This window comes from Actinoplanes subglobosus (assembly GCF_042650585.1).
Lineage (GTDB): Bacteria > Actinomycetota > Actinomycetes > Mycobacteriales > Micromonosporaceae > Actinoplanes > Actinoplanes subglobosus.
The window spans coordinates 478,712-492,033 of sequence record NZ_JBHSBL010000005.1 but is presented as its reverse complement, the minus strand read 5'-3'; the positions used below and the strand labels follow the sequence as shown (position 1 = coordinate 492,033).

The following is a 13,322-nucleotide window of genomic DNA, read 5'->3' as shown; positions in this document are numbered from 1 at the left end:
CCGGCCGGGCCGCCGCCCCGGCCGGCCCGGCCAGGCCGACGGCCAGCCCCACGGCGACCGTGGCGATGCCCAGCCAGACGGCCGGGGCCGGAAGCGGGCCGCCCAGGGCCACCCCGGTCGCGGCGGCGGCGATCGGTGCGAGACCGGTCAGCAGCCCGGCCCGGCCGGCGCCGATGCGGGCCACGCACGTGTACCAGAGGAGGAACGCGACCGCCGTGACCAGCACCGCGAGGTAGGCGCCGGCCACCAGGTCGTCGAGGTGGATCCGGGTGACCGCGAACGGCCCCTCGACGGCCAGCCCGGTCACCGCGAACATCACCGCGCCCAGCCAGGTGGCGTGCACGGACACCCCGAGCGGACCGTGGCGGCCCAGCACCGGGACGGCGAGCAGGGTGAACGCGGCCTCGCAGGCGAACGTGACGGCGGCCCAGAACAGCCCGGCCGCGTCGGTGCGGCCGAGCCCCTGGACCAGCATCGCGCCGGCCGTCACGACCAGAGCGGCGGTCAGCACCCGGGCGGCGGGCCGGCGGCCTTCGAGCAGCGGGCCGGCGGCGGCCAGGACGATCGGGACGCAGGCGACGGCCACGCCGATGACCGCGGGTTCGGCGTGCCGGGAGCCCTGGACCAGGGCCACGTTGAAGAGCACCAGACCGGTGACGGTGACGCCGAGCAGCCACAGCCACTCCCGCCCGCGGGGCCGGTGCACCGGGCTCCCGGTGGCCCGCGCCCAGACCAGGAGCAGCAGGCAGGCGGTGGCGTAGCGGAGGGATTGGACGGTGTGCACCGGGGCGTCGGCGAGGTGGCCGGAGACGGCGACGCTGCCACCGACGAAGAGCATGCCGGCCGCGCCGGCGAGGGCCGGGAGAGCTTTCATACGTCGATGCTCGGACGGAGTATGGTCCGGTTCGAGGGCCAATTCGACGGCGGCGAGGTGGACCAATTTCCGGATCGGACTTCCTGCAGCTACGAGCCGGGGAGGCGCCTGCCAAGGGGCTGACCGCCTGGCTCACCGAGGGGCTGCGCGCGGCGGTGGCGGCCGGGCGGCTGTCACCGGGATCGAGGCTGCCCGCCACCCGGCTGCTCGCCGGTGAGCTGGGCGTCTCCCGGGGCGTCGTGGTGCAGGCCTATCAGCGGCTCGTCGACGAGGGGCTCGCGGAAGCGCGGACCGGGTCGGGGACAGTGGTCACCGGGCGCGGTGTCCGGCGGGCGGCACGGCCGGCCGGCGACCGGCGGCGGACCCTCGACGAGCTGCGGCTGCCGCTCTCCACAGCGGACGGCATCGACATCGACCTGTCGCCGGGAGTGCCGGACCTGTCGGCGTTCCCGCGGGCCGCCTGGCTGCGGGCGGAACGGGCCGTCCTCGACCGGGTCACCGCCGCCGACCTGCGGTACGGCGACCCCGGCGGTACGCCACGACTGCGGGCGGAGCTGGTGGGCTGGCTGGCGCGTACCCGGGGAGTGCGGTGCGAAGCGGACGACGTCGTCGTCACCGCCGGGGTCGCGCAAGGTCTCGTGCTGCTCGCGCAGGTGTTGCGGGCCCGGGGCGTGGACACGCTCGCGGTCGAGGACCCGGGGTCCCGGGGCGCCGCCGACCAGCTGGCGTTCTGGGGGATGCGGCCGGTCGGCGTGCCGGTGGACGAGCACGGCATACGGGTCGGTGAGCTGGCCGCCACCGGTGTGGAGGCGGCGCTGCTGACACCGGCGCACCAGTTCCCGACCGGGGTGGTGCTGTCCCCGGAACGGCGGCGCGAGCTCCTGGCGTGGGCCGCCGGGGCACGCCCGGCAGGCGGCGGGACGACGTCCGGGAACGGTGGCGGGCTGGTGATCGAGGACGACTACGACGCCGAGCACCGGTACGACCGGGCGCCCGTCGCCGCCCTGCAGGGTTCGGCACCGGAGCGGGTCGCCTATCTGGGCAGCGTGTCGAAGTCGCTGGCCCCGGCGATGCGGACCGGCTGGCTGATCGCGCCACGCGGCATGCAGGCCGAACTGCTCGCCGCCAAGCACGCGTCCGATCTGGGCAATCCGGCTCTGCCGCAGCTGGTGCTGGCGCAGCTGCTGTCCTCCGGGGACCACGACCGGCATCTGCGCGGGGTCCGTACCCGGCAGAGATCCCGCCGTGACGCACTGCTCACCGGTCTGCGCGCGCATCTGCCGGAGGCCCGCGTCGCCGGCGTCGCGGCCGGGCTCCACGTGCTGGTGCTGCTCCCGGGCACGGCCGACGACACCGTCCTGGCGCGGCGGGTCGCGGCCACCGGCGTACAGGTGCATCCGCTGTCCTGGCATCGTCGCCGTCCCGGGCCGCCGGGCCTGGTCATCGGCTACGCCGCCCATCCGCCGGACCGCCTCGCCGAGGCCGCCGCCCGGATCGGCCGCGCCCTCAGCCCTCCGGGCCGCGCCCTGGACACTCCGGCTGCGGGCCGCGCCCTCAGTCCTCCGCGGGTTCGTCGAGGACCGTGACGAAATCGATGAGCCGCTCCATCGAGTTGATCAACGGGGTCTCGACGTCCCGGTAGGAGCTGACCGACGCGAGGATGCGCCGCCACATGTCGGCGGGCTCCCGGACGCCGGCCGCCTCGCAGACGCCCTCCTTCCACGGGCGGCCCGGCGGAATCACCGGCCAGGCCCGCAGACCGACCCGCTCCGGCTTGACCGCCTGCCACACGTCCACGTAGGGGTGACCGGTGACCAGCACGTTCGGGTCGGTCACGGCGGCGACGATCCGGCTCTCCTTGGACCCGGCGACAAGGTGGTCGACCAGAACGCCAAGCCTGCGATGGCCACTCGGACGGAATTCGGCGACCGCCGCGGCAAGGTCGTCGATGCCGTCGAGCGGCTCCACGACGATCCCCTCGATGCGCAGGTCGTCACCCCAGATCCGCTCGACCAGTGCCGCGTCGTGGACGCCCTCGACCCAGATCCGGCTGGCCTTCGCGACCCGCGCCTTCACCCCGGCGACGGCGATCGATCCGGACGCGGTCACCCGGCGCTGCTGCGGCTGCTGCCGCGCAACGGGTCTGACCAGCGTGACCGTCTCCCCGTCGAGCAGGAAAGCGGCCGGCGTGAGCGGGAAGTTACGGCGTTTCCCGAACCGGTCCTCCAGCACGACAGCGCCCAGCTCGAACCCGACGACCGCACCGCAGAACCCGGAGTCGGCGTCCTCGACGACCAGATCGGGTTCGGCCTCCACCTCCGGTATCACCTTGCGGCGGCGCCAGTTGCCCGCCATCACATCCTCCCCATACATGCCCCGCACTGTATGCGCGATCACGGACACACCCTCGGTGACGCTCCGAGCCGAGACAACTGTCATGGGTGGCACGTACCCTTGCTCGCATGTCACCCGCAGCCGATGCGGCCACCCGTACCGCACGCCGGTCCACCAGGTTCGTCGCCTGGGTGCGCGCCTGGCGTGCCGGCCTCGTCCCGTTCGACGAGCTGGCCGACGAGATCGCCGCGGACGAGGAGCACCTCGTCGCCGACGCCCCCGGCACCTGGACGGACGTCCCGCTCAGCCAGGGCCTGCCGATCTTCGCGAAGCTGCGGCCCGACGAGATCCGCCTGGTCCTGCCGGTCCCCGGCGACCCACGCGGACTGCCCGGCCCCGGCGACCTGACCGGCGCGGCACTGCTGGCCGGCGAGGCCGTGATGACACCGGGGTTCGGGGTGGTGCCCGAGGTGCGGCGGCACACGTCGGGTTCCGGTGTGGAGTTCGAGACGGTGCTGTGGCGGGTGATGCCGGCGCCCGAGCACCGGGCGGTGTTCCAGATGGGCGCCGCCGAGGCCGAGGCCCAGCTGACCGCCGCCCTCGGCGAGGCGACGACCCGGCTCACCAAACTGGACGTGGCCCAGTGGAAACCGGAGCTCGCCGGCGCGCTGCAGGCCCTGCGCCGCCCGGAGAGCACCGAGACGCTGCCGCCCGGGTTCGACCCGCGGTCACGCCGTCTGTTCGCCCGCGCCAGCGTCCTCGACCAGGTGCTGGCCCTCGCCGGGACCAACGCGCCCGGCGGTGCCGTCAACGGTTACGAGGCCCAGCAGCGTGACGAGGCGCTGCGCCCGCTCACCGCCGCGTGCCGCCAGGCCCTCGTCGCGGCCTGCAACTCCCCGCTGCACCCGTGACGCCCGTGCAGGACCGCTACGCGCACTGCACGTTCTGCGGTGCCCGTTTCCCGGCCGGTCAGACCTGGCCACGCCGGTGCGGCGGGTGCGGCGAGACCAGCTATCTCAACCCGAGCCCCGTCGCCGTCGCCGTCCAGCCGGTCGGTCACGGACTGCTGGCGGTGCGGCGCGGCATCGCGCCGGCCCGCGGCCGGCTCGCCCTGCCGGGCGGCTTCATCGACGTCGGCGAGACATGGCAGGCCGCCACGGTCCGCGAGCTGTTCGAGGAGACCGGCGTTCAGGCAGACCCCTCGGGGGTACGGCTGTACGACACGATCAGTGCCCCCGACGGAACGATCCTGGTGTTCGGCCTGTTGCCGGCGTTGCCGAGCACGGGCCACCTGCCGCCCCCACCGCCGGACGACGACGAGACGTTGAGCCGCGAGGTCCTCTACGGCCCGACAGAGCTGGGCTTCAGCATCCACACGACGATCGCGACACGCTGGTTCACCGACCGCCGCTAGAGCTCCACCCACTCCCTACTCTCCGCTACCCGCTCTCCGCTCTCCGCTACCCCGCCCTCCGTTCCCCGCCCTCCGCTCTCCGTTCCCCGCCCTCCGTTCCCCGCTCTCCGTTCCCCGCTCTCCGTTCCCCGCTCTCCGTTCCTTGCTCTCCGCTCACCGTTCCCCGCTCCCCCTTCCCCGCCCTCCGCTCACCGTTCCCCGCTCACCGTTCCCCGCTCTCCGTTCCCCGCTCTCCCTTCCCCGCTCTCCCTTCCCCGCTACCCGCTACCCCGCTCTCCGCGCCCGCCGCGCGTTGCCGACACTTCGTCCGGACACGGTGCACCCAGCGCACCCGAATGCCAGTCCGGCCGCGGCCGACCTCGGGGGTTACGGGCGACGAGCCCACCCGACTGCTGGGCCGGGTGCATGCGTCGCCCCTCCAGAGGCGACAGGCAAACCCAAACCACCGATCGAGCGCACCGATCGCCCCCTGACGAGCCCCCAACACACCCGCACCGTCAACAGGCACACCGAGCGCCCTACTGAGGGACGGCCAACACACCCACACCCGGAACGGCTACACCGAGCGCCTTACTGAGGGACGGCCAACACACCCACACCCGGAACGGCTACACCGAGCGCCTTACCGAGGGACGGCCACACACCCAGGCCGGGAACGAGGACCCCCACCGCCGCTCCAGAGGCGACAGGCAAACCCAAACCACCGACCGGGCGCACCAATCGCCCTCCTGAGATGGTGGTTACGAATAATTTGGGTAGTTCTAACCGCACTACTTGCGCACTTTCGCCCAATTCATCCGACCGAGTCGGGGAATGGCCGTGCGAAGCCGCCACATCTGACCCGAGCCGGAGGTCCAGTTGCGGGCCGATTGATCCATCTCCGCTCGGCATACTTCGCCGATAGGGCACCTGAGCAGCCAATCCGCGTCGGCCCCGAAACATGAAACCCGTCAGCGCGTCTGTAACCGCCCTCTGACGGGCGACCAACACACCCACACCCGGAACGGGTACACCGAGCGCACCCTATTGAGGGCGACCAGCGCACCCAGGCCCGGAACGAGGACCCCCACCGCCGCTCCAGAGCCGACAGGCAAACCCAAACCACCGACCGGGCGCACCGATCGCCCTCCTGACGAGCCACCAACACACCCACACCGGGAACAGGTACAACGAGCGCCCTACTGAGAGACCGCCAGCGCACCCGCACCGGGAACAGGCACACCGAGCGCCCTACTGCGGGACGGCCAGCGCACCCGCACCGGGAACGGGTACACCGGGCGCGCCCTGCTGAGGGCGGTCAGCGCACCCGCGACGGTGACCGGGTGCGCTCGTGGGCGCGATCGGGGAAGCGGCGTGATCTTGAAAGGCTTCACGACCAGCGGCCGACCGCGTGGCTAGTCGATCAGGTCGGCCTTGACCAGTTCGTCGAGCAGGAGGCGGATGGCCGGGGCGCAGCGCGGGGCGTCCGCTGAGGTGAACCAGCCCAGTTCGGTGATCTCGGCGGCCGGCGCCGGGATGCCGTCCGAGTCGCCGGTGAAGCAGACCAGCCGGACGCGGGTTCCGGGCGGGCGTCCGTGGGCCGGGGCGTCGATGGTGACGAACGGCCGCAGGTCCGCCGGTTCGACGGTGATACCGACCTCCTCCAGCACCTCGCGGGCCGCGGCCTCGGCGTCGGTCTCGCCCGGTTCGGGTTTGCCGCCGGGCAGGTAGAACGCGTCCGAGTCGCCGGCCCGCACGGTGAGAACCCGCCGGTCCCGGACGTGCACCCAGGCCGCCGCCACGACCACGTCGACGGCGGTCATGCGAGCACGAAGGGGTCGCCGGCCTCGAAACGGGCCAGGTGGTCGAGGGTGACCGGCACCGCGGCGGACAGGTCCGCCGGGAGGGCGTCGAGGGCGAAGAACCCGGCGTCCAGGGTCTCATCGGTGACCCGGACCAGGTCACCGGACCACGAGTCGACCCGCACGGCCAGCGACACGTGCTGGTAGGTGGCCCCGAACACGTTGGTGTGCAGGTGCTCGCCGGAGTAGAGGGCGAACGGCGTGACGGTGTGCGCGGTCAGGCCGGTCTCTTCGTACACCTCCCGGATCGCGCAGTCACGCACCGTCTGGCCGAGCTCCATGGTGCCGGCCGGCAGCGCCCAGCGGCTGTTGTCGTTGCGCTGGATCAGCAGGACCCGCCCGTCCGGGTCGCGGACCACGGCCCTGGCCCCGATCGTCATCAGGACCGGCTCGGCTCCGGTGATCGCCCGTAACTTCCCCAGGTACGACTCTTCCCACGGCACTGCAGAAGGCTACCGGGCTCAGCCGGGGACCGTTGCGGCCGACCGGGGGGATGTGATCCGGATGATCCTGGCCGCGGCGGGTGTGCTGCTGGTCTGCGGCACGGTGCCGGCGCGGTTCGGATGGTCGACGTCGGTGGTGATCTCCGGTTCGATGAGCCCGGTCGTCGAGGCGGGCGATGTCGTCGTCACCTCGCCGGTCCCCGCGGACCGGCTGCGGAACGGGCTGGTGATCCGGTTCCACGACCCGCGCCGGCCCGGGCGGTACGTGCTGCACCGCATCGTCGGGACCACCGGGGACGGGCGGCTCGTCACCCGGGGGGACGCGAACCGGGTCGCCGACGCGGCCCCGGTGCCGAAAGGGACGGTCACCGGGGTGTGGCGTCTGCGTGCGCCCCGGCTCGGGCTGCCGGTGCTCTGGTGGATCGAGGGCCGGTACCTGAACCTCGTACTGACGGCGCTGGCTCTGGCCGTACCCCTCGGGTGGTGGTGGTTTAGATCTCGTCGATCAGATCGGCGACCGAGTTGATGATGCGGGACGGCCGGTAGGGGTAGGTCTCGCTCTCCAGCCGGCTGCTGATGCCGGTCAGCACGAGGATCGTCTCCAGCCCGGCCTCGAGACCGCAGAGGACGTCGGTGTCCATCCGGTCGCCGATCATCGCGGTGGTCTCGCTGTGCGCGCCGATCGCGTTGAGCGCCGAGCGCATCATCATCGGGTTGGGTTTGCCGACGAAGTACGGCTTCACGCCGGTCGCCTGGGAGATCATCGCCGCGACCGAGCCGGCCGCCGGGAGCAGGCCCTCGTTGGACGGTCCGGTCGCGTCCGGGTTGGTGCAGATGAACCGGGACCCGGCGCTGATCAGCCGGATCGCCTTGGTGATCGCCTCGAAGCTGTAGGTGCGGGTCTCGCCGAGGACCACGTAGTCCGGCTCGAACTCGGTGAGGATGTAGCCGGCCGCGTGCATGGCCGTGGTCAGGCCGGCCTCGCCGATCACGTAGGCGGTGCCGCCGGGCCGCTGGTCGGCCAGGAACTGCGCGGTCGCCAGCGCGGCCGTCCAGATCGACTGCTCGTCGACGTCGAAACCCATCCGGAAGAGGCGGGCCTGCAGGTCACGGGGCGTGTAGATGGAGTTGTTGGTGAGGATGAGGAACGGCTTGCCGCTCTCCTTCATCCGGTTGACGAACTCGGGTGCGCCCGGCACCGGCTCACCCTCGTGGACGAGCACACCGTCCATGTCGGTGAGCCAGCTCTCGATCGCCTTGCGCTCCTTCATCAGGACGCCTTTCGTCGCGCGGGTGGGGGACAGCAGTCCGCGGGGCAGACATCCCAGATCGGGAGCGTACCGAGCGACTCCCGCGACCGGTCACCGGTCCGCTCCTGTACCAGCCGGCGGATCATCGACACGAACTCCGGGTGGACGCCGGGCGTCAGGGCCCGCTCGTAACCGAGGCCGAGCCGGTCCGCGGTGTCCTTGGCCTCGTTGTCCAGGTCCCAGATGACCTCGAGGTGGTCGGAGACGAAGCCGATCGGGCTGACCACGACATCGGTCACGCCCTTGGCGGCGAGCGCTTCCAGGTGGTCGTTGATGTCCGGCTCCAGCCACGGCACCTGCGGCGGGCCGGACCGGCTCTGCCAGACCAGGTCGTAGGGCAGGTCGGCGGCGGCGGCCGCGTGCACCAGGCGCGCGGTCTCCTCCAGCTGGGCGTTGTAACGGCCACCGGTCGGGCCGGCCGTCTCGGCCATGCTCACCGGGATGGAGTGGGCGGTGAAGACCAGCCGGGTGCTGGCCCGGCGGTCCGGGTCGAGCCGGGCCAGCGCCGCGGTCACCGCCTCGGTGTGCGGGCCGACGAAACCGGGATCGTCGTGGAACTGCCGCAGCTTGGCGATCCGGGGAGCGCGCGGGCCGACGTGGGCCCGGGCCGCGGCGATGTCCTCCCAATACTGCTTGCAGGAGGAATACCCGCCGTAGGCGCTGGTGGCGAAGCCGAGAGCGTGCTCGACACCGTCGTCGCGCATCTGCGCCACGGTGTCGGCGAGCATCGGATGCCAGTTGCGATTGCCCCAGTACGTGGGCAGGCCGGTCTCGTGTGCCGCGAACTCGGCATCGATCGCCGCGAGCAGGTCACGGCATTGCTGATTGATCGGGGACACCCCGCCGAAGTGCATGTAGTGCTCAGCCACCTCGGCGAGGCGCTCGTCCGGAACGCCGCGCCCGCGAACCACGTTACGCAGGAACGGCATCACGTCATCGGGCTTCTCAGGGCCGCCGAAGGAGAGCAGGACGAACGCGTCGTAAACCACCCGTCCATCCTGCCACCGGACTATGCCCCGATCGCGTGGTAACCCCCGTCAACGTGCACAACCTCACCAGTGGTCGCCGGGAACCAGTCGGACAGAAGGGCACAGATCGCCTTGCCCGCGGCACTGGTGTCGTGCAGATCCCAGCCGAGCGGCGCCCGCTCCGCCCACGCGTCCTCGAACTGCTCGAAGCCCGGGATCGACTTGGCGGCGATGGTGCGCAGCGGGCCGGCCGCCACCAGGTTGCTGCGGATGCCCTGCTTGCCCAGGTGCAGCGCGAGGTAACGGGAGGCGGACTCGAGACCGGCCTTGGCCACGCCCATCCAGTCGTAGACCGGCCACGCGCTGGTGGCGTCGAAGGTCAGGCCGACCACGCTGCCGCCCGACGACATCAGCGGCAGGGCCGCCCTGGCCAGCGACTTGTACGAGTACGTGGAGACGTGGACAGCGGTGGCCACGTCCTCCCACGGCGCGTCCATGAAGCCGCCGCCGAGGCAGGACGGCGGAGCGAAGCCGATCGAGTGGACCACGCCGTCCAGCCCGTCGACGTGCTCGCGGACCTTGTCGGCCAGGCCGGCGAGGTGCTCCTCGTTCGTCACGTCCAGTTCGATGACCGGCGCCGGCTCCGGCAGCCGCTTGGCGATCCGCTCCACCAGGGACAGGCGGCCGAAGCCGGTCAGCACGACCGTCGCCCCCTGCTCCTGGGCGATCTTCGCCGCCGAGAAGGCGATCGAGGCGTCGGTGATGACACCCGTGATGAGCAGCCGTTTTCCGGCCAGCAGTCCAGACACTTGAATTACTCTCCTGAAAAAATTACCCGGGACTTCAGTGGCCCATTCCGAGACCACCGTCGACCGGCAGCACGGCGCCCGAGATGTAAGCCGCACTGTCGCTTGCCAGGAAGGTGACCGCCGCGGCGACCTCGTCGGTGGAGGCGAGACGACCGGCCGGGACGGCCTTGATGATCTCGGCCTTGCGGGTGTCCGACAGGACGGCGGTCATCTCCGTCTCGATGAAGCCGGGCGCCACCACGTTCGCCGTGATGTTGCGGCCGCCCAGCTCACGCGTGATGCTACGGGCCATGCCGACCAGGCCGGCCTTGCTCGCCGCGTAGTTCACCTGGCCGGGCCCGCCGTACAGGCCGACCACCGACGAGATGAAGATGATCCGGCCCCACTTGGCGCGCAGCATCTTGGAGCTGGCCCGCTTCGCCACCCGGAACGCGCCCGTCAGGTTGGTGTCGATGACCCGCTCGAACTGCTCCTCGCTCATCCGCAGCAGCAGCGTGTCGTCGGTGATGCCGGCATTCGCGACGACCACCTCGACCGGCCCGAGCTCGTTCTCCACGGTCGTGAACGCGGCGTCGACAGCGTCCGAGTCGGTGATGTCGCACTGCACACCGAACAGGCCCTCGGGCGCGCCGGAACCACGGTGGGTGACCGCCACCCGGTCGCCCTGCTTCGCGAACGCCTGGGCGATGGCCAGGCCGATACCGCGGTTTCCTCCGGTCACCAGAACGGTGCGAGCCACAACACACTCCATTCGACAGGCGTCACTCACTCAGGGTCACAACCGGCCCCTGAAGAGCGAGACTATCGGCCCGCCGTCCCACCCCGGAGGGACGGGCCCGCCGACTTACACCCCGTTCAGTGCGGGCCGATTTTCTTAAGTTGCGATTAAGGAGTACGCTCCCAACCGGTTCCCAGGCCCGACGAGCTACGGAGGTGATCGCTGTGCGAGATAGCGATCCTCCTAGTCGTGGCCGGGACGCTCGTCAGCGTTTCTGACCGCTGACCAGAAGACCCCCATCTCATACGCCTACCGGCTCTGCGCCGGCTTCTCCGTGTGCGATGGTTTCCGGCCGCGACCGACCACAGCGCCCTTTGCTCAGTCGCCAGCGGAAGACGGTTCAACCATGCGTAACTTCGTCGCGCCCCTCGGTTTCACCCTGCTCTCGGCGTGGGTCGTCGTGCTCTTCGTGCTCGCCCACAACACCCCGTAGCCGATCAGGGCAGCCTCGATGTCCAGAGCAGGCTCATCGCGGCACCGGCCAGCCCCAGCAGCAGGCCGACCGCCGCATACCACTGCGTCACCTCGCGTGGCTCGGTGCGATGCCCGATCGAGCTGCCCATGTCCTCGTAGACCTGCTTCAGCTCACTGACCGACGCCGCCTCGTAGAAGTAGCCCTTCGTCTGCTCTGCCAGGTCCTGCAGCGACAGCCTGTCCACCGGCACCCGCTGCACCGAGCCGCGGATGTCGACCACACCCGTGTCGGTACCGAACGCGATCGTCGACACCGGCACGTTGGCCTGCGCCGCCGCGGCCGCCGCGTCCTCGACCGAACGCCCTGACGTGCGGTAACCGTCGGAGAGCAGCACGATCCGGGCCGGCGGAGCACCGTCCGCCCCGTCCGACGGCACCATCCGGATCGCGTCCAGCGAGGTGAACACCGCCTCACCGGTCGCGGTCGCCTCGGCCAGCGTCAGACCGTCGATCGCGGAGATCACCGCGGACCGGTCCTTCGTCGGCGCGACCAGCACGTTCGCCGCCTTCGCGAAGGACACCAGACCCAGGTTGTACGTCGGTGGCAGCTCGCTCACGAACGACTTGGCCGCCTCCTGTGCCGCCTCGATCCGGCTCGGCTCCACGTCCTCGGCCTGCATCGACAGCGACACGTCGATGGCGAGCATCACCGTGGCCCGCTCGAGCGGCTCCTCGGTGTCGACCGACGGGCGGGCCGTCGCCGCCGCCAGCGCACCCAGCATCAGCAGGAACGCGGCCGCCGACACGTGCTTGCGCCAGCCCAGCCCTTTCGGCGCCAGGGTGCGCAACAGGTCGACGTTGGTGAACCGCATCGCGTACTGCCGCTTGCGGAACTGCCGCCAGACATAGGCCCCGGCCATCGCCAGGACCGGTAGCAGGGTCAGCAGCCACCACGGCTCCAGGAAACGGATCATCGTGTGGTCCCTCGGGTACGGGCGTGGCGCTGAGCGGCCACGAAGCGGACCATGTCGAGCAGCCAGTCGGTGTCGGTGCGCAGCCGCAGATGGGCGGCACCGGCCGCACGCAGCGCGCGGGCGATCGCGGCACGCTGCTGGCCGGCCGCCTCGGCATACCGATGGCGCAGTTTCGCATCCGACGTCTGCACCTCGTGCAGCGCCCCGGACTCCGGATCGGCCAGGGTCAGCACCCCGACATCCGGAAGCTCCAGCTCACGCGGGTCGACCACCTCGATGGCCAGCACGTCGTGGCGCACCCCCAGCTTCTTCACCGGGCGGGCCCAGCTCTCCACCGGCGCCAGGAAGTCGGAGATCACCACGGCCACGCCACGCCGCCGGGGTGGCCGGTTCAGCATGTCGATCAACTCACCGAGATCGGCCCGGCCCGGCCGGATCCGCGTCCCGGCGATCGCCCGCAGCAGGCCCTGCGCCTCCTTGCGGCCGGGCCGCGCCGGCAGTCGCAACACCGGGGACGAGGGCGGCGGCTCGGCCTTCGCGGCCGCCTTACGGCGCCACCACTTCCCGTCAGACCCCTTCTCCGGTACGCCGGACCCGGTGCCCACCACAGCGCCGATCCGGTTGCCGCCCCGGACTGTCAGATGGGCCATGGCCGTGGCGGCCGCGATCACGAGATCCCGTTTCAGCCACTTGGCGGTGCCGAAGTCGAGACTCGCCGACAGGTCCACCGCCAGCCACGTCTCCAGCTCGCGGTCGGCCACCGTCCGGCGCACGTGCGGCATCGTGGTGCGTGCCGTCACCGGCCAGTCCATCCGGCGTACGTCGTCGCCCGGCCGGTACTCCCGGGACTCACCGGCCTCACTGCCCGGCCCCGGCAGCAGACCCGCGTAGTCGCCCTGGAGCAGGCCGTCCAGCTTGCGCGTGACGAGCAGCTGGAGCCGGCCGAGGACCGCCTCGGCCCGGGCCGCCTCCTCCGGGGCGACGGGCATCGCGGCGCCCGGAGGGGTCATGACTGGCTCGGCCAGGCGCCGGTGCCCGGCTGCGGGGGCCGGCTGTCGAAGGTCGCCGCCGGGACCCCGCTGGTCGGCTGCACACCGGCCGGGCCGGCGGCGCCCGGGCCGCCCGGGCCCGCCACGAACTGCGCGACCGGTGGCTGGCCGGAG

Annotated in this window: 14 protein-coding genes; 4 read left to right on the top strand and 10 right to left on the bottom strand. The window is 71.8% G+C overall.

Annotated elements, in window-relative coordinates; genetic code table 11:
• On the bottom strand, positions 1–874 hold an 874-nt coding region (locus ACFO0C_RS05680; RefSeq protein ID WP_378065436.1), incomplete at its 3' end, for a DMT family transporter.
• Positions 875–915: 41 nt separating this feature from the next.
• Here ACFO0C_RS05680 and pdxR point away from each other — a divergent pair.
• Positions 916–2,460, top strand: coding sequence for a MocR-like pyridoxine biosynthesis transcription factor PdxR (pdxR, locus tag ACFO0C_RS05675; RefSeq protein WP_378065569.1), 1,545 nt, complete (start codon positions 916–918; stop codon positions 2,458–2,460).
• Here pdxR and ACFO0C_RS05670 read toward each other — a convergent pair.
• The gene (locus ACFO0C_RS05670) at positions 2,429–3,247 is read right to left on the bottom strand and encodes a DUF3097 domain-containing protein (protein ID WP_378065435.1); all 819 of its coding nucleotides are present in this window, start codon (positions 3,245–3,247) and stop codon (positions 2,429–2,431) included. The two genes, pdxR and ACFO0C_RS05670, sit on opposite strands and share 32 nt — an antisense overlap.
• Positions 3,248–3,336: 89 nt before the next feature.
• Here ACFO0C_RS05670 and ACFO0C_RS05665 point away from each other — a divergent pair, with 89 nt between their 5' ends.
• Complete coding sequence (locus tag ACFO0C_RS05665) at positions 3,337–4,119, top strand: hypothetical protein (RefSeq protein WP_378065434.1); 783 nt, start codon at positions 3,337–3,339, stop codon at positions 4,117–4,119.
• Positions 4,116–4,622 (top strand): NUDIX domain-containing protein, encoded by a 507-nt coding sequence (locus tag ACFO0C_RS05660; RefSeq protein WP_378065433.1) that lies wholly within the window; start codon positions 4,116–4,118, stop codon positions 4,620–4,622. Before ACFO0C_RS05665 ends, ACFO0C_RS05660 begins: the two co-directional genes overlap by 4 nt.
• Positions 4,623–6,016: 1,394 nt before the next feature.
• Here ACFO0C_RS05660 and ACFO0C_RS05655 read toward each other — a convergent pair.
• Both ACFO0C_RS05655 and ACFO0C_RS05650 read right to left on the bottom strand, forming a co-directional pair.
• Positions 6,017–6,424, bottom strand: coding sequence for an NUDIX hydrolase (locus tag ACFO0C_RS05655; protein ID WP_378065432.1), 408 nt, complete (start codon positions 6,422–6,424; stop codon positions 6,017–6,019).
• Positions 6,421–6,843 carry an NUDIX domain-containing protein gene (locus ACFO0C_RS05650; RefSeq protein ID WP_378065568.1) on the bottom strand — a complete coding sequence of 141 codons (423 nt, stop codon included), beginning with the start codon at positions 6,841–6,843 and terminating at the stop codon, positions 6,421–6,423. Before ACFO0C_RS05650 ends, ACFO0C_RS05655 begins: the two co-directional genes overlap by 4 nt.
• A gap of 124 nt (positions 6,844–6,967) precedes the next feature.
• Here ACFO0C_RS05650 and ACFO0C_RS05645 point away from each other — a divergent pair, with 124 nt between their 5' ends.
• Positions 6,968–7,432: a signal peptidase I gene (locus tag ACFO0C_RS05645; protein ID WP_378065431.1), complete on the top strand. Its 465-nt coding sequence runs from the start codon at positions 6,968–6,970 to the stop codon at positions 7,430–7,432.
• Here ACFO0C_RS05645 and ACFO0C_RS05640 read toward each other — a convergent pair.
• The 6 genes from ACFO0C_RS05640 to ACFO0C_RS05615 form a co-directional block, all read right to left on the bottom strand.
• Positions 7,398–8,234, bottom strand: a complete 837-nt coding sequence (locus ACFO0C_RS05640) for an HAD-IIA family hydrolase (protein ID WP_378065567.1) — start codon at positions 8,232–8,234, stop codon at positions 7,398–7,400. The two genes, ACFO0C_RS05645 and ACFO0C_RS05640, sit on opposite strands and share 35 nt — an antisense overlap.
• Complete coding sequence (locus tag ACFO0C_RS05635) at positions 8,177–9,205, bottom strand: ferrochelatase (protein ID WP_378065430.1); 1,029 nt, start codon at positions 9,203–9,205, stop codon at positions 8,177–8,179. Before ACFO0C_RS05635 ends, ACFO0C_RS05640 begins: the two co-directional genes overlap by 58 nt.
• Before the next feature lie 20 nt (positions 9,206–9,225).
• Positions 9,226–9,993 carry an enoyl-ACP reductase FabI gene (gene fabI, locus ACFO0C_RS05630; protein ID WP_378065429.1) on the bottom strand — a complete coding sequence of 256 codons (768 nt, stop codon included), beginning with the start codon at positions 9,991–9,993 and terminating at the stop codon, positions 9,226–9,228.
• 34 nt (positions 9,994–10,027) lie between these two features.
• Positions 10,028–10,732 (bottom strand): beta-ketoacyl-ACP reductase, encoded by a 705-nt coding sequence (locus tag ACFO0C_RS05625; RefSeq protein WP_378065428.1) that lies wholly within the window; start codon positions 10,730–10,732, stop codon positions 10,028–10,030.
• A 476-nt stretch (positions 10,733–11,208) separates the two neighbouring features.
• Positions 11,209–12,159, bottom strand: coding sequence for a VWA domain-containing protein (locus ACFO0C_RS05620; RefSeq protein WP_378065427.1), 951 nt, complete (start codon positions 12,157–12,159; stop codon positions 11,209–11,211).
• Positions 12,156–13,169, bottom strand: coding sequence for a DUF58 domain-containing protein (locus ACFO0C_RS05615; RefSeq protein ID WP_378065426.1), 1,014 nt, complete (start codon positions 13,167–13,169; stop codon positions 12,156–12,158). Before ACFO0C_RS05615 ends, ACFO0C_RS05620 begins: the two co-directional genes overlap by 4 nt.
• Positions 13,170–13,322 lie beyond the last annotated feature (153 nt).